Below are 16,533 nucleotides of genomic sequence, written 5' to 3' on the forward strand. Positions count from 1 at the left end.
TCTTGGTTGCCGGTAATCGTGGGTGATCACTAATGCTCGTGCGAGCAATCCGCCAACTTTATACCCTGCTCTGGGGCATCGCCTTAGTGGTGTTGGTGGTCTTGGCTTTGTACGCGAGCTTGGGGCGACAGTACATTGGTTTGCTCGACCGTTATCAGCAAGATATTTTTCAGCAGCTTGAAAGTTTTACTGGCGTTAGCATGCAGGCGGCTAGTGTGCAGGGTAGCTGGGCTGGTTTGTCTCCCGTTATCGATGTTACTGATTTTCGCTTAGGCAGCGGTGACGCTGTTCGTCTTGATCATGCCCGTATAGAAGTCGATGTGCTCTCGTCGTTAGTGACTGGCACGCCAAAAATACGTCAAATTCAGGTGGGTACACTCAGTGTAGACCTTGAGCAAAACAGCGAAGGGGGTTGGCAAGTTGCAGGTTTAATGGCTGGCGACGCTAGCACTGGCGACCCTGAAATGTTGATAAATTCCGTGCTGGGTGTGCGTAGTGCAGCGCTGGGATTGTTTGCGATTAACCTTCATTATGCCAATGGCGATGTTACACATATCAGTAGCCGCGACTTTTCGCTACGCAGCGACGACAGGTTTCGGCGCATATATGCACAATTGAATACCGACAGCGACGGTGATATTCAATTGGTGCTGGAGTCCTACGGCGATCCTCGCAACGCAGAAAAATTTAGCGCCAATGCTTATATGATCATTGATGGTAGTCGTTTGTCGGCAATAGCGCCGCTGTTTCAGCAAAGTGCGCCGTTGTTTGACAGCGAAGTCAGCGGCGAGTTGTGGATGAGCTGGCGTCGTGGTCAGCGCGTTAGTTTAAGTGGTGTACTCAGTGCTGAGGAGTTGGCAGTTGGGGTGCTCTGGGGAGCCGAAGACGCTCTGCTTAAAGACGTGAATATGCGTTTTGCCGGCAGCCATCGCGACGGTTCTTGGCGTATTAGCTTTACGGAATTTGATGCCCACTGGCGAGATCATTATTTGGATTTGGCGGGGGTTTCGGTATGGCATCCCGAGAATACACTGTGGCGATTTACCTTGCCTCAGCTAGAGATCAGTGCAACGAATGCACTTTTGACCGAGAGCGATATTCTTCCTGAACACCTGCAGAATGTACTCACGGACTTGGCGCCTGAGGGGTATTTAAACCATATCCAGTTCGATCTTTATACCGGAGAAAAGGGTATAGATAGCTTTGCGCTGAGGGCCGAAGCCTCAGAGCTGAGTGTGCAAGCTTGGCAGGGCGCACCTGGGGCAGAGGGCCTAACGGGATACCTTGAAATCAGCCCTAACCACGGCACATTACTGGTGGATTCCGAGGCATTAACTCTGGCTTTCCCGCATCTGTATGACGATGCCTTTGCCCTAAAGTCGGTAAAAACCGAGCTGCGCTGGGAATACGACGATCAGCGTGTAAGGCTGTACAGCGGCTTGATTAGTGCTAAAAGTTTTGACAGGCCGATGTCTGCAATGCTGCGCTTAGATTTGCCCCTACATAAGGATGGCAGCCCAGACCCAACAATGACCTTGATGATTGGTGCGCAGAATGTAGACGCAAGCCATCATGAAGCCTACACACCAAAAGTATTAGGTGATGACCTCCATGCTTGGCTGGCAGACAGCATCCGAGACGGTCGCGCTAGCGATGTTGGCTTTATCTACCACGGATCACTGTTAGCCCATGCGGAACAACGTCCCTCCGTGCAGTTGGATTTGGACCTCGTTAATGTTGAATTACGTTTTCTGAAGGATTGGCCGGCGGTAAAAGCAAAAAACGCTTCGGTGTTAATTAATAATGCAGAAGTGACGGCGATATCAGACGCCGCCAGTTTAAATGGTCTGGCTTTAGGGCCGCTTGAAGTGAATGTTGTACCAAACTCCAAGGGCGATTTTGCCCTTAAGGTTGCAACTAGTGCTAAGCCGATATTCTCGCAGGTGAAGAGTTTACTGATAGACACCCCCTTACACGGCTATATTGGAAATACCTTTGATTCATGGACTGGGGACGGAAAAGCGACGGTAGACTTCGGCTTGTATTTACTGTTTGCCGGTGAGCGCATACCCAAGGTGAAAGTCGATGCCGATATTGATTTTCCAACGCTGGGCTTGCCTGATTATCGTTTAGCGTTGAGTGATGTCAGTGGACATATCCATTATGAAACCGTTAGTGGGCTTAGCAGTAATAGTTTGCAGGCTAAGGTATTTGAACAGCCTCTGTTTACGACTATTCGCCAGAATGGTCGTCAGGTGGATATTGATATCGCCACTAATGTTGCCGCTAGGAATGTTGAACAGTGGCTGCGTAACCCTGTGCTGCAGTTCTTTAGCGGCAGTAGTGCGATTAAACTGCATATTCAAGCTGGTGGCGAAACACCGAATCTGAGGGTGACATCTGCGCTGCAGGGCGTAAGCATTTCACTGCCGCAACCGTTTTATAAGCCCGCTGAGTCTGCGCGCCAATTAACTATCACAATGCCCTTGGGGGGCGATGAGCAGTTGCTGCGCTTAACTTTAGCAGATCAATTGGCCTTGAGTTTGGGTATTAGTGAGGGGGAGGTGTTTGGCGCGCATTTACGACTTGCTAGCGGTGATAAGCCCGCAGTACTACCGAGGCCATTATTGGGTCAATTTAATGTTGATGGGCGTGTAGACTTTGCGACGTTTGAGAAATGGCAGAGAATTGCAGATCAATATATGGCAAACACTCAAGCGGGTAGCAGCGCTGGTATCGTTTTGGCGGTTAATGATTTGTACATTGGCGATGTCGATATTTTTGATCATCTTTTACAAAATGTTCGGCTTACATTGACTGAAAATTATGAGCGTTGGCGCTTACGAATAGACAGTCACCAGCTTGCCGGAGATTTGGTTTTTCCCCGCAATAATTCCCAAGCTAAAGCCTCTTTCACACTAGAAAAATTGGTTTTACCGTCTTTTAGTGAGGGGCAAGCGAGTGCGACGGTTGGCGTTGATCCCCGCACATTCATGGATGTTGATGTTGATATCGATGCGCTGACAGTTGGTGGAGAATATTGGGGTAGTGTGGGGTTTGATCTGCGAACAGATAAATTTGGCGCGCACTTCAATGACGTGCGTGGCGAGTTGCGTGGCATTGCATTGGCTCAGGATGATGGCGCAAGCAGCTTGCACTGGCTTAGAGATGATGCCGGAAACCAAACCTCTAGGCTGAAGGGTAAGTTTGGGGTTCAGGATTTGGGCGCGGTGTTAACGGGGCTTGGCTATCCTAAAGTGATGGAAACAAGACGCGGTGATTTTAGTGTTGATATGCATTGGGATGGCTCGCCAAGCCAATGGAATATCTTAGAAAGCGACGGTGAATTGGAATTTGGTTTTGATGATGGCCGCTTTTTAAAAAGCTCTGATGCTGCCAGCGGCGCCTTGCGGGTATTTAGTATTTTTAATATGGCGAATGTTATTCGGCGATTGAAATTCGACTTCCGTGATGTATTCAGTAAGGGAATTTACTTTGATTCTATGCGCGGCAATCTAAATATACATGACGGCATTGTTAGATTGCAGGAACCTTTAGATATCAAAGGACCGTCTAGTCGTTTCCAAATGACTGGGAATATTGATCTTAATACTGACGTGCCGGCACTACGTTTAGTTGCAACTTTGCCGGTAGGCAGTAATTTGCCGTGGGTTGCTGCGCTGGTGGGCGGCCTGCCCGCCGCCGCAGGTGCTTATGTGGTAAGTAAGGTGTTCGAGGAGCAAGTCGATAGCTTCTCCAGCGCGGTCTACGATATCTCTGGAACTATCCAGCAACCAGAATTAACGTTTAAAAAGATTTTTGATGTGGATAGTGAAGATTTGCCCGCGCCGACGGATGCCAAAATTGAGCATGTTGAATGAAGGCGGTCTACGTGAGGGCACGGAGGGCTTATGTCTAAATCGCTTTTGCCAATCAAAGTTGCCGCTCTGCAAATGGTGTCGACGAATCAATTGAATACGAATTTGCAGCGTGCTGAAGCCTTGGTAGCCGAGGCGGCAGAACATGGCGCACAACTGGTAGTGCTACCAGAAAACTTTGCCTTGTTTGGCAGCAAAGAAATTTTTGCTTTGGCCGCCGCCGAAGAGGCGTGTGGTGAGCTGCAGAGCTTTCTTGCGGGCTTAGCTACTCAATATAAAGTTGTGTTGGTTGGTGGCACTATTCCGCTTCCTGCTGAAGATGGCCGCGTTTATGCGACGTCATTTATTCACAGCGGCGACGGCGTCAGTCTTGGCCAATACCGGAAAATTCATTTATTCGATGCCGACGTTGGCGATGCTCAAGGTAGTTATCGGGAGTCTGACAGTTATGCCCCAGGGGATGAGGTTGTTGTCGTTGACTCGGCGGTAGGGCGTATAGGTGTTGGGATTTGCTACGATTTACGTTTTCCTGAAATGTTTCGTCGTATGCTCGAACTTGAGGCTGATATTATTGTATTGCCGTCTGCGTTTACACGTAATACTGGCTGGGCCCATTGGCTGCCACTATTGCGTGCGCGTGCGATAGAAAATCAATGCTTGGTGGTGGCGGCAAATCAGGGCGGTGTCCATGATGCTAAGCGCCAAACTTCGGGTGGTTCAGTAGTTATCGATAGTTGGGGGCGGGTGTTAGCGGAAGCGGGCTTGGGAGAGGCTTGTGTTGTAGCCAGCTACGATCAAGAGGAACAGCGTGCCTTGCGGCGGCGGATGCCGGTTGCCCAGCATCGCCGATTATAAACTGCAAATTTCATTCTTTTGGCTGATGTTCCTGCAGTTCTTTTAAATATTGGAATAATTTGCGCTTGGCTGCGGGCGGCTTGTTTGCTTTGGCATCTTTACCTACTTGTAATATCAGTGTTCGTAGGCGTTGACGATCAGCGTCAGGAAATTGAGTAACTACCTTTTCAATTCCTGGTAGACCTTGTTCAACAATGTCATCTCGTAATTCTTCTAGTCGATGAAAGGCTCTAGCGAGTTCGCGCTGCCCTTCATCCCGCTTTGCTAATCCCGCTTCTATTTCTGTTAAATCAATGCCGCGCATTAGTTTACCAATATATTGCAATTGGCGACGCAGCGCTTCGCGGCTCGTTAATCGCCTTGCGGTGGTAAGGGCTTCGCTTAAATGCTCGTCATGAATAGGGATTTTTGCTAACTCATTATTGCTGAGTTTTACCAATTGCTCGCCGAGGTTTTGCAGGGCCTGCATTTCCTTTTTTACAGCGGTTTTACTTGGGCGTTCTTGTTCTGGCTCGGTCACGTTGGGATCCGTTTAGTTATCTAATAGTGTTGTTTTCAGCTGCGATACGAATGTTAAAAACGCTCTAGCCGTAAAAATAGCTGGCAAGTCCGAGAAATGATAAGAAACCAATTACGTCAGTTACCGTAGTAAGCACAACACCGCCTGCCAATGCAGGATCAATGTTTAAGGACTTCATTGCCAGTGGCAATACTGCGCCAGCGAGTGCCGCAGTCAGTAAATTAATGATAATTGCCGCGCCAATAATACCGCCCATCAAGGGGTCGTCAAACCACAGTGTGGTTGCGCCGGCAACAATTACCGCCCAAACCACGCCGTTAATGGCGCCAACCGCCATTTCCCGATTAATTAACCAGCGACTATTGTCACGACTAATGTGGCCGAGGGCCATACCGCGAATGACCACGGTGAGGGTTTGAGTGCCGGCGACGCCGCCCATGCTCGCCACAATGGGCATTAATACGGCGAGGGCAACGACTTTTTCGATGGTGCCTTCAAATAAATTAATCACTGCCGAGGCGATAAAGGCGGTGAGTAAATTAATGCCGAGCCACACGGCACGGCGCGGCGCGGTGGTTAGCACGGCGGCGAAGGTGTCTTCGTCTTCGTCCAAGCCTGCCATGCTCATTAATGAGTGGTCAGATTCTTCGCGGATAACGTCGACGACGTCATCGATGGTAATGCGGCCTAGCAGCAAGCTGTTTTCGTCGACGACGGGGGCCGATACCCAGTCATGTCTTGCGAAGAGCGTGGCGACTTCTCGCGAGGACATACGCGCGGGAATGGGCTCGACTTCGGTGTCCATGATTTCGCGAACGGTAACGCTGGGGTCAGATACCAAAAGCTTACGCAGCGACAACACGCCGATGTATTGATCGTTACGGTTAACCACCAATAGGCTGTCGGTCATTTCTGGCAGTTGTTCGTGACGGCGCAAATAGCGGAGCGCAACGTCGAGGGTGATATTCGGCCGAACGGTGATGGTGTCGGTGTTCATCAAACCGCCGGCACTGTCCTCGTCATAAGATAGAACGTGCTCTACCCGAATCCGATCCTGGTGATCCATTGAGTCGAGAACTTCGCGAATGACTCGGTCAGGCAGCTGCTGGAGAATATCCGCAATATCATCCGCTTCCAGACCTTCGGTAATGGTCGCGACTTCCTCCGCGTCCATTTGGCGGAGGAATTGACTTTGAACTTCATCGTTTAGATGTTGGAGAATGTCCCCTTCATTCTCAATGTCGATGAGCTGCCACAGCACGCTACGGATTTTGTGCGGTGTAGATTCTATTAAGTGGGCAGCGTCAGCAGGGGGCAAACCGTTCAGCATACGACGGATTTGCAGGAAGCCCCCAGAACCCAAGGCGTCATTTAGGGTTTTGAGTTGGCTCTCGGTTTGAAGCTTGTCAGCAGTCTGGGCCATACCTATCCCTAGCCTGAGCCATTAGGTGGAAAGAAAGTCTGGGTTAATTATCCTTTAAAGTGCTGTCTGCAACAATCCACAGTACTTGGCTACAAGCATAAATAAGTCATATTACGCTTATTATTCAGCTTCACCGAAACGCTGAGAAATAATATCGAGCACCGCCGTAAGCGCGGCTTGTTCATCTTCGCCATCGCAGCGCACAGTAAGTTCAGTGCCTTTGCTAGCGGCTAGCATCATAACAGCCATAATACTTTTGCCGTCGACAGATTTGTCGCCAACGCCGACTTGAACACTAGCGCCAAAGGCGCCGGCGGTGGCGACTAATTTGGCTGCTGCGCGGGCGTGTAAGCCGAGTTTATTAATGATTATTATATTGGATTCGACCATCGTGGATACTCTAGTGTAGTTCGCGATGGCGAACTTGAAGATCTGGGTAGGTCTTACGTAGGGTCTTGGCAAGCGTTTCAGCCATATATACTGAGCGATGTTGACCACCTGTGCAACCAATGGCTATGGTGAAATAGCTGCGGTTACTCGCTTCAATTTTAGGTAGCCAATGTTGCAAATATTGTAGGATGTCATTGTGCATTAAGGTGACGTCATCTTGACTGCCTAAGTAATTTTGCACCGCTAAATCTTGTCCTGTGAGTGCGCGTAGCTCTTCGTTCCAGTGTGGATTAGGTAACATGCGTAGGTCGTAAACTAGGTCTGCGTCGATGGGTAGTCCACGCTTAAACCCAAAGGATTTTAATTGCACAGCCAGTTTGCTGGCGTCCACACCGAGGATACGGTCGCGGATAGCCGCGCGTAATTCGTGTACGGTCATGTCGCTGCTGTCTATTGCCAGCGAGGCTTCTACAACAATAGGTTCGAGCAAGATCGACTCAAGTTTTATGGCGTCGGCCAGCGGTAGTGAATCTGTGGTGAGTGGATGGCGGCGGCGGGTTTCGCTGAATCGTTTGATGAGTTTGTCATCGCCGGCATCTAAAAAAACAATGCGTAACTGGGCGTGTTTTTTAACTTCTTCGCACAGTGATTTAAAGCGGGCGAGTTCGTCTTGGGAGTTGCGGGCGTCTATGCACACGGCAACTTGTTGATGAACTTTTAAGGGGCTTTGCGATAGTTCTCTGACCAGTTCTGGAAGTAGTGATACCGGCAGATTGTCAATGGCGTAAAAGCCCTCATCTTCTAATTGGTGAAGGGCCGTACTTTTGCCGGAACCTGAGCGACCGCTTAGAATGATGAGGTTCATATCAGCTTGCTGTCGCGAGTTTAAACAGTGTTTCTGTGTCGTTGGCATGGCGCAGCTTGTTGCGGAAGTCGTCTTCATTAAATGCAGTGGCAAGCGCGCCAAGCACTTTTAAGTGCTCGTCGTGGGCTTCGGCGGGAACAATAAGGGCAAAGATTAGATCGACGGGTTCGTCGTCGATGGCTTCAAAGTCAATGGCTTCATCAAGTTTGAGTAACATGCCGGTAATGCTGGTGCAGCGGCTGCTGCGGCAGTGCGGAATGGCGACGCCGTGGCCAATGCCGGTGCTGCCTAAACGTTCACGGGCGAGTAATTCATTAAATAACTCGTCAGCGTCAAATTCGGATTTGTCTGCGGAAATACCCGCGGCAATGTATTCGAGTAAGCGTTTTTTACTGGTGACGGACGCACCGTATTCGGTGCGTCCGGTAGTGAGTATTGATTCAAGTGTCATGATAGTTACTAGTTAACTTCTGTTGAAATCATGGGGCCTTAGCGGCCCAGCGATTTTTCTTTGTGTTTAATTAATTGGCGGTCAAGTTTATCTGTCAGGCTGTCGATTGCCGCATACATGTCTTCGGATTCGCAGGTTGCAAATAAATCCGCGCCGGCAACGTGTACGGTAGCCTCGGCTTTTTGAACGAGTTTTTCAACCGTCAGGGTCACGTCAGTATTGGTGATGTTGTCAAAATGTCGCTGTAGTTTTGTGAGCTTGTTGTTTACATAATCGCGGAGGGCGGGGGTAACGTCTACGTGATGACCACTTACAGTAATCTGCATATATTGCTCCTTCATCGCTAAAAAATGCTGGCGCCTCACGGCGAGTCGCTACTAGCGGTGACCTTTGGGTCGCCGCATTGTGAGATCAATACACGATTGTTCATTCGCCATCTGGCAACATCCAAAGCACACTCAGTCGGTCATTTATAAGCATAAATTACCTCATTTACCTTTCCCGCTGGTCACTCGTATCTAGTGAGCGGTAGTGGCTGTGCACTTTTGAGCGCCAGAGAACAAAATTCCGGCTCGTGTATACATCTCTTTATACTAGTCGTTTCCGCTCATTTGAGGGCGGAATAACCAGTGATTCTCTGTATTTCGCTATGGTGCGGCGTGCAACCTGTATTCCTTGCTCGCCCAATAAGTCGGTGATTTTACTGTCGCTTAATGGTTTGCGAGGGTTTTCCGCCGCAACCAGTTTTTTAATCAATGCACGTATGGCGGTGCTTGAACACTCCCCGCCGGTGTCTGTAGATACATGACTGGAAAAGAAGAACTTAAGTTCAAATATTCCACGGGGGGTGTGCATATATTTTTGGGTGGTGACCCGCGAAATAGTCGACTCGTGCATGCCAACGGCTTCGGCTATGTCATGTAGAACCAGCGGCTTCATTGCCTCTTCGCCATATTCTAGGAAGCCGCGCTGGTATTCGACAATTTTGGTCGCGACCTTCATTAGTGTTTCGTTGCGGCTGATTAGACTTTTGATGAACCAGCGCGCTTCTTGGAGGTTGTCGCGAATATAGTCGTTGTCACTGCTATTGCTGCTTTGACGCGCCATCGATGCGTATTGCGCATTGATTTGAATTTTGGGGGCGATGTCGGGGTTGAGCTCCACCAGCCAGCGGCCGTCTTTTTTGCTTACGAAAACGTCTGGTACAACGTATTCGGTGTCGTCGCTGCCAATGGCATTGCCGGGGGTGGGGTCTAGTGACTGGATCAGTTTTAGAATGTCGCGCAGCTGTTCTTCTTTTAAGCGGCAGCGGCGCATAATTTGGTTGTAGTCGCGATTACCCAATTGCGCCATATATTGGCTAACTACTACACAGGCTTCGTCAACGTAGGGCGTGTTGCGCGGCAGTTGTTTGAGCTGGATGAGTAGACATTCTTGTAAATCTCTACCGCCGACTCCTGGTGGGTCGAATTGTTGAATGAGGTGCAATACCGCGTTGAACTCTTCGATCTCGATGGCTTCGTTGTCAAAGCTTTCGACTAGCTCTTCGGCGCTGACGGTAAGGCGACCTTTTTCATCGATAGCGTCAATAATGGCCGCGGCAATCATTTGGTCAATATCAGATAGGCGGCTTAGGTTGAGCTGCCAGCGTAGATGATCTTGTAATGAATCTGAGCTGGAATGGCGGTAATCGTTGTTGTAGTCGTTATCCTCTCCGGAGGAGCCGCTACCTGAGCCGCTGCCACTGGTTTGAAATACATCGTCCCACTGACTGTCGACGGGTAAGTCTTCGGGGATGTCGCTGCGCTCGGCCCATTCGGTATCAGCTTCTGGCTGCGGGGCTTCTACTTCGCTGTCGCTGGCTTTTTCAGGCTTTTGGGGTTCGGCTGAGGTGGGTTCAGTATTAACCTCAATGTCGCCGTCTTCGTCGCTAATTTCTAAAAGTGGGTTAGAGTCTAGGGCAGATTGAATTTCTTGCTGAAGATCTAAAGTAGACAGTTGTAATAAACGAATCGCCTGTTGCAGCTGGGGTGTCATTGTCAGGCTTTGGCCGACTTTGAGCTGTAGCGATTGTTTCATAGGCAGTGGCTTCTACAACATGAAATTAAGTGGTAACGCGAACGGTGTTTTGTTCTACCGGCACTGTGTATGCCTCTATGTCAGTGTAGTCGCGACACGGATTCCCAGCAATACCTGTGCCGATTCATTTGTACGGAACTATACTTATAAAGTGAATTTGTCGCCTAAGTAAATATCGCGGACAACCTGGTTGTTGAGCACGGTTTCGGCGTTGCCCTCTGCCACAATGCGGCCTTCACCAACGATGTAGGCTTTGTCGCAAATATCGAGGGTTTCACGCACATTATGGTCGGTGATTAATACGCCAATTCCCCGTGCTTGCAGGTGCCTGACGATGTTTTGGATATCGTTCACTGATATTGGGTCAACGCCCGCAAAGGGCTCATCTAGCAGAATAAAGCTGGGTTCGGTCGCCAGCGCGCGGGCAATTTCTACTCGCCGCCGCTCACCGCCAGATAATGCCATGCCTTGAGATTTACGAATGTGGGTAATATGAAATTCTTGTAGTAGTGCTTCTAATTTATCTTTGCGCTGGCTGCGATTGAGGTCGCGGCGGGTTTCAAGTATCGCCATGATGTTGTCGGCAACACTGAGTTTGCGAAAAATAGAGGCTTCCTGTGGCAGGTAGCCTACGCCGTGTTTTGCGCGCCCTTGAATGGACTGTCTAGTAAGGTCGCGGTCATCGAGCTGAATAGTGCCGCGATCGGCGTTTACAATGCCAACAATCATGTAAAAACAGGTGGTTTTGCCCGCGCCGTTAGGGCCTAGCAGGCCAACGATTTCGCCGCTACTAATCGTGAGCGACACATCCTTGATGATTTCGCGGCCCTTATAAGCTTTCGCGAGGTTTTTTGCTTGTAGCACTGGCATGGCTAGTTAGTTTCCTCTGCAGTCGAGGTACTTTCAGCATTGGTGCCGTCTGGCGTAGGGGTGCCGGCAGCAGTGTTGTTGTCTTCCGCTGGGGTTTGGATTTCGTCCGGTATTGCTTGAGGCTGCAGGGTCATTTTTACTCGATTGTCTTTTTCATTACTGCCGCCGTCGGCCACTACTGTTTGTTTGCGGCCGCTATAGACCACTCGGTCGCCGGAAATTTTTGAGCCTTGGTGGGTGATAGACGCATTTCTTTGCAGCAAAATTTCTTCTTGTTGCAGGCTGTATTCAATACGTTGTGCGCTGGCAATTACCACGCCTTCGTCGGCACGGGGCTGTTGTTCAAAATAGGCGGGGGTGCCTTCCGCAATGACTTTTTGCACTTTGCGGTCAGACTCTACAATGGTGAGTTTGTCGGCGCGAATTTTTAGTGAGCCTTGGCTCATATTCACGTTGCCAATATAGATGCCTTGATTTCTCTCGTAAACTGCGCGATCTGAGCTTAAGTTGATCGCTTTTTTACGGTCGTCGGGCAGACTGAGCGCAAGCTGGCTCACACTGAGGAATAGCACAGCACAGAGTGCGGCCTTAGTAAGGTTCATAGCGGCCTTTTACCTGATTTAGCAGTTCAACACGCTCATCTTTCAGGCTGGCTTGCATGCCCGTCGAGTGTGTTGTGCCGCTGCGTAATTTGAGGGTAAGTGCCAAGGGAGTACTTACCTCGCTATTTTCAAGATTAATATTAAGTGCTTCGGTGCTTATTTCTGCTTGGCGAATAAGATCTTTTATAAGAACGGTGTCTGTGAGTACTAATTGTTCGCCGTCTTGGGAGAGTCGCCCCTTTAAAGCGCTTGCCGTCCACGGGCGCTGTTCGGCGATATTACCAACATAGAATGGTTCTTTTAAAGTGATAGAGCCATTTGAAATTAGTCGCTCGGCACTTTTTGCGCGCCATTGATAGGCTATGTCGCCGTTGACGCTGTATTTTAAGCCAGTAACGTTGGTGAGGTGGGAGTCGGCGTCGGGAATGGCTTCAAATTGATCAGTAATACTGAGCTTGCCGCTCTCGCTGTATTGGGTCAAGTAGACCACGGTGCCAGCGAGAGCGGTAATAGCCGATAGGACTGAAAGTAGTGTGAAAAAATTAAAGCCTTTCATAACTATAGGAACTGCTCCAAGGCGTCGTTTAGTTTGCCCTGCGCTTTCAGTATCAGTTCGCATATCTCTCTAACTGCGCCGTGGCCGCCGGCGGCTTTGGTTTGCCAGTCGGCGTGTCGAGCAACATAGTAATGGCCATTGGCGACGGTGATGCCTAAGCCCGCTTGACGGATGGCGGATAGGTCGGGAAGGTCGTCGCCAACATAGGCGATTTCTTCAAAGCTGATTCCAAGATCCTTGCGCAGCTCTTCAAGGGCGACCAGTTTATCTTCGCGGCCTTGGTAGATTAGTTCGATTTTTAGCTCAGCGGCACGACGTTTTACTAACTCTGAGCTTCGTCCGGTGATGATGGCGGGTTTAATACCAGCGTCGCGTAATAGTTTTATTCCAAGGCCGTCGAGAATGCTGAAGGCTTTAATTTCTTCGCCGCTATTGCCAAAATAGAGACTGCCGTCGGTTAAAACGCCGTCCACGTCCATTGCTAGTAGTTTGATGGGTTTTGCTTTTTCGATAACACTTTGCATTTATTGGGTATTCTCTAGGCTACGCCTGCTTTTAGCAGGTCGTGGGTATGGATGACGCCTACCGGTTTATGTTCGTTGTCTACCGCGACCAGCACGGTGATTTTGTTGTCTTCCATAATTCGAAGCGCTTCGGCGGCCATCGTTCCGGGTCGGATAGTACGGCAATTACGCGTCATAATGTCATCAATTGGGCTGCTGTGTATATCTATGCCGCGATCAATAGCGCGTCTAAGGTCACCGTCAGTAAAGATGCCCGCAAGCGCACCTTTATGATCGACTACGGCGGTCATGCCGAGGCCCTTACTGCTCATTTCTAGCAGCGCTCTACTTAAGGCGCTCCCTAAAACAACGGAGGGTATGGCGTCGCCAGTATGCATAATGCTATCTATTTTCAGTAATAGTCGCCGCCCGAGCGCGCCGCCAGGGTGGGACATGGCGAAGTCATTTGCGGTAAAGCCACGAGCTTCTAATAATGCGATCGCTAATGCATCGCCCATGACGAGAGTAACGGTAGTGCTTGACGTGGGGGCTAAGTTCAACGGACAGGCTTCTTCGCTTACGCCAACGTTTAAATGCACGTCGGCGCTGATGGCTAGCTCAGATGTGGGGTTGCCAGTTAATGCAATCACCGGTACCGCGAGTAATTTTAGTAAGGGCAATATGGTAATAAGCTCGGCGGTGGTGCCGGAGTTGGATAGGGCGATAACCACATCTCCCGATGTGATCATGCCTAAATCGCCGTGACTTGCTTCGCCGGGATGAACAAAAAATGCTGGCGTGCCGGTACTTGCTAAGGTGGCTGCAATTTTATTGCCGATATGGCCCGACTTTCCCATGCCCGTGACAACAACACGACCTTTGCACGTTAATAGAATTTCGCAAGCGCGCTCAAACGTTTCGTCAATACGCTCAGCTAGGACGCTCACGGCGTCGCGCTCCATCGTGATGACACGTGTCGCAGAACTAATAAAACTAGGATTGTTCGTCACTCAGAGCACCTTGATTATTAATGTTGCCCGTTCAGCTTGGGCTCAGGTTCGGTATGATAATTTCCAATGTGACAAATTAACAGGTTTAGCTAACACTCGAACAGGGAGTGAATGGCGTAAAATGTGGTCGAAGATCGCAATTGCCGGTATTTTATTGGTAATGGCAGACGGATAAAAAATTAAGGGGATGGTATGTTTAAAAAAATAGCAATGACGGTTTTTGTGGTGTTTGGCATGCTTTCGCAGAGTTTTGCCGCCGAAAAGGGCCCCTATGAGGTGGTGGCAGACACTACGCAGGAACTCGTAAAAGTTATTGAAGATGCGCGTAGCTATATCGACAAAGAACCGCAGCGTTTTAATGACGAAGTGCGTCGTATTATGGACGACGTTGTCGATTTTCAAAGTTTTGCCCGCGGCATTATGGGTAAATACGGTAGTCGCGGTTATTACGAAAGTTTAAAAACTGAGGCAGAGCGCGCCCAGTTTCGTGAGCGTGTCATTAGGTTTACCGACAGTTTTAAAGATGGCCTGATTAACACTTATTCAAAAGGTCTGCTTAGCTTTAATGGGAATCGCATCGAAGTGCAGCCTTTGGCTGATGATGTTGATTTATCTGGTAGCGTTGGCGTGCGCCAAGATATTTACGGCGAGCGATCTAAGCCTTACCAAGTTATTTACACCCTTCGTCAGAGTTCTGACGGGGCTTGGAAATTACGTAATGTGATTATTGAAGGCTTGAACTTGGGCCGTATATACCAAAATCAATTCAATGCAGCGGTTAAGCAATATAACGGCGACATTGATAAAGTGATCGACAATTGGACTGTCGCACCTCAAGAAGTTATGGAAAAGTCTGCTGAGTAATTAGCGTTGATTTGCGGGGTGAGCCCAGCTTAGGGTTTCGCCTCGCCATGTTCTCTGCAATTGCGTACAATTCCGCGCTTAAGTAATGCGGTAGTAGGTAAGAACGGAATGGGTATGCAAGTAGAACAAATCGAACAACGTCTTTTAGAGCATTTTCCCAGTAGCGAAGTCGCTGTTAATGGTGACGGTAGCCATTTTGACGTGCGTGTTATAAGTGATGCATTTTCTGGCTTGCGTGCGGTGAAGCGTCAACAGCTTGTCTATGCTGCCGTGAATGAGTGGATTCGGGATGGCTCTTTACATGCCATTAATATTAAAGCGTTAACCCCCGACGAAGCCCAGTCTTAAGGCTCACCGGATTCTCCAGGAGATTTCATGGATAAGTTGCTTATATCCGGCGGCGGCCCGTTGGCCGGCGAAATTCGCGTATCTGGTTCAAAAAATGCGGCTTTGCCAATTCTGGCGGCGACATTGCTTTCTAGCGAACCGGTTATGGTTCGTAATCTACCTCATCTGCATGATATTACGACGATGATTGCGTTGTTACGCAGTATGGGTACGGAGCTAATTGTTGACGAGAACCTTGGCGTTGAAATAAACGGTTCGACAACCACGGAAACCACCGCGCCGTATGAATTAGTAAAAACGATGCGTGCCTCTATTTTGGTATTGGGGCCGTTGCTCGCGCATTTTGGTCATGCACGGGTGTCTTTTCCTGGCGGTTGCGCTATAGGTAGTCGCCCTGTTGATCAGCACTTGCGTGGCCTAGAGGCGATGGGCGCCATTATTGATGTCGACGCTGGTTATATTACTGCGCGGGCGCCTGAAGGTGGTTTGCGTGGGGCTCATGTGTTGTTTGATATGGTTACCGTCGGCGGTACTGAAAACGTAATGATGGCGGCGGCACTCGCTAAAGGCAGGACTGTTCTTGAAAACGCCGCCAGAGAGCCAGAAATAGTTGATTTAGCCAATTGCCTTATTGCGATGGGGGCCAAAATTAGCGGCCACGGCAGCGCAACTATTACTATTGATGGTGTTGAGCGCCTACACGGATGCACTTATCACGTAATGGCGGATCGTATTGAGGCCGGGACCTATTTAGTTGCTGCGGCGGCGACGCGCGGCTCTATTCGTTTGCGCGATATCGGCCCTGACACGCTTGAGGCTGTTTTGGTTAAGCTCGTTGAGGCGGGGGCTAAAATAGATTCGGGTGATGACTGGATTAGTCTAGATATGGAAGGGCGCCGGCCAAAGGCAGTGAATATTAAGACCATGCCTTACCCCGGCTTCCCTACCGATATGCAAGCGCAGTTTACGGCGATGAATGCGGTGGCCGATGGTGTTTCTCATGTCACTGAAACTATATTTGAAAATCGCCTAATTCAAACTCATGAAATGAATCGCATGGGCGCTAAGATTAGTATTGAAGGCAATACCGCCATGATCACGGGTACCGAGCGTTTGAAGGCCGCGCCGGTGATGGCGAGTGATTTGCGCGCTTCAGCCAGTCTGGTTATTGCCGGTTTGGTAGCGGATGGCGACACCTTGGTCGATCGTATTTATCACATTGATCGTGGTTACGAATGTATTGAAGAAAAATTTCACGCACTCGGCGCAACTATTCGCCGCGTCGCTAATTAGACACTGTTCAGTACCTGGAGTTAATT

General features: G+C 49.5%; 17 protein-coding genes. 5 read left to right on the forward strand and 12 right to left on the reverse strand.

The annotated features are described in order from the left end of the window. Nucleotides 1-32: 32 nt before the first annotated feature. Both GVJ32_RS05715 and GVJ32_RS05720 read left to right on the forward strand, forming a co-directional pair. Nucleotides 33-3,881 (forward strand): YhdP family protein, encoded by a 3,849-nt coding sequence (locus GVJ32_RS05715; protein WP_159239080.1) that lies wholly within the window; start codon nt 33-35, stop codon nt 3,879-3,881. 30 nt (nt 3,882-3,911) lie between these two features. Further along, complete coding sequence (locus GVJ32_RS05720) at nt 3,912-4,733, forward strand: carbon-nitrogen hydrolase family protein (protein WP_159239081.1); 822 nt, start codon at nt 3,912-3,914, stop codon at nt 4,731-4,733. Nucleotides 4,734-4,743: 10 nt separating this feature from the next. On the opposite strand, the gene yjgA is transcribed toward GVJ32_RS05720, so the two are convergent. The 12 genes from yjgA to GVJ32_RS05780 all read right to left on the reverse strand — a co-directional run bounded on the left by yjgA (nt 4,744) and on the right by GVJ32_RS05780 (nt 14,002). Next, on the reverse strand, nt 4,744-5,253 hold the full coding sequence (gene yjgA / locus GVJ32_RS05725) for a ribosome biogenesis factor YjgA (RefSeq protein ID WP_159239082.1): 510 nt from the start codon (nt 5,251-5,253) through the stop codon (nt 4,744-4,746). Nucleotides 5,254-5,317: 64 nt separating this feature from the next. After that, nucleotides 5,318-6,676 carry a magnesium transporter gene (gene mgtE / locus GVJ32_RS05730; protein WP_159239083.1) on the reverse strand — a complete coding sequence of 453 codons (1,359 nt, stop codon included), beginning with the start codon at nt 6,674-6,676 and terminating at the stop codon, nt 5,318-5,320. A gap of 120 nt (nt 6,677-6,796) precedes the next feature. After that, nucleotides 6,797-7,066: an HPr family phosphocarrier protein gene (locus GVJ32_RS05735; protein ID WP_123182752.1), complete on the reverse strand. Its 270-nt coding sequence runs from the start codon at nt 7,064-7,066 to the stop codon at nt 6,797-6,799. Between the two features lie 10 nt (nt 7,067-7,076). Beyond that, complete coding sequence (rapZ, locus tag GVJ32_RS05740) at nt 7,077-7,931, reverse strand: RNase adapter RapZ (protein ID WP_159239084.1); 855 nt, start codon at nt 7,929-7,931, stop codon at nt 7,077-7,079. A 1-nt stretch (nt 7,932) separates the two neighbouring features. Next, nucleotides 7,933-8,382, reverse strand: a complete 450-nt coding sequence (locus tag GVJ32_RS05745) for a PTS sugar transporter subunit IIA (protein WP_159239085.1) — start codon at nt 8,380-8,382, stop codon at nt 7,933-7,935. A 38-nt stretch (nt 8,383-8,420) separates the two neighbouring features. After that, the gene (gene hpf / locus GVJ32_RS05750) at nt 8,421-8,708 is read right to left on the reverse strand and encodes a ribosome hibernation-promoting factor, HPF/YfiA family (protein WP_103683591.1); all 288 of its coding nucleotides are present in this window, start codon (nt 8,706-8,708) and stop codon (nt 8,421-8,423) included. 262 nt (nt 8,709-8,970) lie between these two features. Then, on the reverse strand, nt 8,971-10,461 hold the full coding sequence (locus GVJ32_RS05755) for an RNA polymerase factor sigma-54 (RefSeq protein WP_159239086.1): 1,491 nt from the start codon (nt 10,459-10,461) through the stop codon (nt 8,971-8,973). A gap of 144 nt (nt 10,462-10,605) precedes the next feature. After that, nucleotides 10,606-11,331 (reverse strand): LPS export ABC transporter ATP-binding protein, encoded by a 726-nt coding sequence (lptB, locus tag GVJ32_RS05760; RefSeq protein ID WP_159239087.1) that lies wholly within the window; start codon nt 11,329-11,331, stop codon nt 10,606-10,608. Nucleotides 11,332-11,333: 2 nt separating this feature from the next. Next, the gene (gene lptA, locus GVJ32_RS05765; RefSeq protein WP_159239088.1) at nt 11,334-11,933 is read right to left on the reverse strand and encodes a lipopolysaccharide transport periplasmic protein LptA; all 600 of its coding nucleotides are present in this window, start codon (nt 11,931-11,933) and stop codon (nt 11,334-11,336) included. Continuing rightward, nucleotides 11,920-12,489, reverse strand: a complete 570-nt coding sequence (lptC, locus tag GVJ32_RS05770; RefSeq protein ID WP_159239089.1) for an LPS export ABC transporter periplasmic protein LptC — start codon at nt 12,487-12,489, stop codon at nt 11,920-11,922. The genes lptA and lptC overlap by 14 nt, the downstream gene beginning before the upstream one ends. Nucleotides 12,490-12,491: 2 nt before the next feature. Further along, nucleotides 12,492-13,013 carry a 3-deoxy-manno-octulosonate-8-phosphatase KdsC gene (kdsC, locus tag GVJ32_RS05775; RefSeq protein ID WP_159239090.1) on the reverse strand — a complete coding sequence of 174 codons (522 nt, stop codon included), beginning with the start codon at nt 13,011-13,013 and terminating at the stop codon, nt 12,492-12,494. A 14-nt stretch (nt 13,014-13,027) separates the two neighbouring features. Then, nucleotides 13,028-14,002 carry a KpsF/GutQ family sugar-phosphate isomerase gene (locus GVJ32_RS05780; protein WP_159239091.1) on the reverse strand — a complete coding sequence of 325 codons (975 nt, stop codon included), beginning with the start codon at nt 14,000-14,002 and terminating at the stop codon, nt 13,028-13,030. Between the two features lie 192 nt (nt 14,003-14,194). Here GVJ32_RS05780 and GVJ32_RS05785 point away from each other — a divergent pair, with 192 nt between their 5' ends. The 3 genes from GVJ32_RS05785 to murA all read left to right on the forward strand — a co-directional run bounded on the left by GVJ32_RS05785 (nt 14,195) and on the right by murA (nt 16,507). After that, a complete protein-coding gene (locus GVJ32_RS05785; protein WP_159239092.1) occupies nt 14,195-14,866 on the forward strand; it encodes an MlaC/ttg2D family ABC transporter substrate-binding protein in 672 nt (223 codons plus the stop codon). Nucleotides 14,867-14,980: 114 nt separating this feature from the next. Continuing rightward, on the forward strand, nt 14,981-15,214 hold the full coding sequence (locus tag GVJ32_RS05790; RefSeq protein WP_159239093.1) for a BolA family protein: 234 nt from the start codon (nt 14,981-14,983) through the stop codon (nt 15,212-15,214). 27 nt (nt 15,215-15,241) lie between these two features. Beyond that, nucleotides 15,242-16,507: a UDP-N-acetylglucosamine 1-carboxyvinyltransferase gene (gene murA / locus GVJ32_RS05795; protein ID WP_159239094.1), complete on the forward strand. Its 1,266-nt coding sequence runs from the start codon at nt 15,242-15,244 to the stop codon at nt 16,505-16,507. Nucleotides 16,508-16,533 lie beyond the last annotated feature (26 nt).

The organism is Zhongshania aliphaticivorans, from assembly GCF_902705855.1.
GTDB lineage: Bacteria > Pseudomonadota > Gammaproteobacteria > Pseudomonadales > Spongiibacteraceae > Spongiibacter > Spongiibacter aliphaticivorans_B.